General features: G+C 64.4%; 2 protein-coding genes. One reads left to right on the forward strand and one right to left on the reverse strand.

The genetic code is table 11. The annotated features are described in order from the left end of the window. A partial coding sequence (locus tag A2I95_RS38790; RefSeq protein ID WP_291737709.1) for a sulfur transferase domain-containing protein occupies nucleotides 1-225 on the forward strand: 225 nt, incomplete at its 5' end. A gap of 266 nt (nucleotides 226-491) precedes the next feature. Here the strand turns inward: A2I95_RS38790 and A2I95_RS38795 are convergent. After that, nucleotides 492-1316: FliM/FliN family flagellar motor C-terminal domain-containing protein (locus A2I95_RS38795; RefSeq protein WP_291737710.1), on the reverse strand; the 825-nt coding region annotated here is incomplete at its 5' end.

Below are 1316 nucleotides of genomic sequence, written 5' to 3' on the forward strand. Positions count from 1 at the left end.
CATCAGACCATGACACCCGAGAACGCGGCCCGCCAGCGGGCGCTGTATGAAGGCTGCGAAGGCCCGGTATTGGCCTATTGCGCCTCCGGCACCCGCTGTTCGGTGGTCTGGGCGCTCAGCCAGGCCTGCGATATGTGCGCCGATGACATTCTGCAAAAAACCGCAGCGGCCGGCTATCAGCTGGACGGGTTGCGGCCAGCACTAGATTCCCTGGCTGACAATTAATCCTGTGAAAATACTGCCTGCGTGAGACATTGCAGGCAGCGGCCAAGCCGTTGGCCAGCGCAGGAAACCCGGATCCCGCCAATTCTGATCATCCTTGGGCGCAGCGCCGTGCGTCAACAGCACTAGGAGCCTGCCCTGGATAGTTGCGCAGGCAGCCCACGGTTTGGAACGGCTAAGAGGGTATGGCTGCCCGCGGCGGCTCCCGGCAAAGGTCCTGGATTTCAGGGCCGATTGGCGCCCGCGCGCAGCGCGGAGAACCGAATAAATCAGTTGCTTCCCGGCAATGCGCCATCCAGCCCGGCCAATTGCGAGATTTCTGCCGCCGCATCCCCTGGGTCAAAATCCCCCAAGTCGACCGCAGGAAGATCAGGCAAGTCAGGCAAACCGCCGTCCAGCCCATCCATGCCCAAAGCGCCATCGTCGCCGAGACCTGGCAAATCCATTGCGCCCATTCCGCCCATGGCGTCGTCCAGGCCGCCCATGCCCCCCATGCCGCCGTCAAAACCGCCGTCACCCAGCGCAGGAAGCCCATTGCTGTCCATACCATGACCGCCGCCGCCCAGTCCCGGTGCCGCTTCCAACGCAGGCAGGCCCGTGTCGTCCATCGGGTCCTGCAGGCCCTGCGCGGCGATTCCCATATCGAGTGCGGGAGGTCCGCCGCCCATCAGATCGGTGCCTGCCCCGTCGGAGAACCCCATTCCTTCTGCCCCGGCATCGCCTGCCAGCCTGGCTCCGGACTGATTCAGCCGGACCGCGCGCGCGCCGTTCATCTGGCCCAGGCGCCCCTGCGCAACCGACTGGCCTCCAATGGTCAGAAGGTCGGTTTCATACAGGTAGGCGGAATCCAGCGGCAGCGAATCGCCGACTTTGAGACCGGCAAAATCCCTCAAGGGCACCCGCATCTTGCACAAAACTGCCGACAGCTCCGCCCGGATTGCCCCCAGGTTGCGGCCCAGAGATGGACCTTGGGCACCGTTCCCCTGGCCGTCCTGCAGCTCTTCGGCAGTGGGTTCCGGAAGAATCAGCTTCATCACGCCCTGCATGGCGCCGCAGGCCAGGTCCAGGTTCAGTTCGATCACCCGGTAATCCTC

This window comes from Leisingera sp. F5 (genome assembly GCF_001593695.1).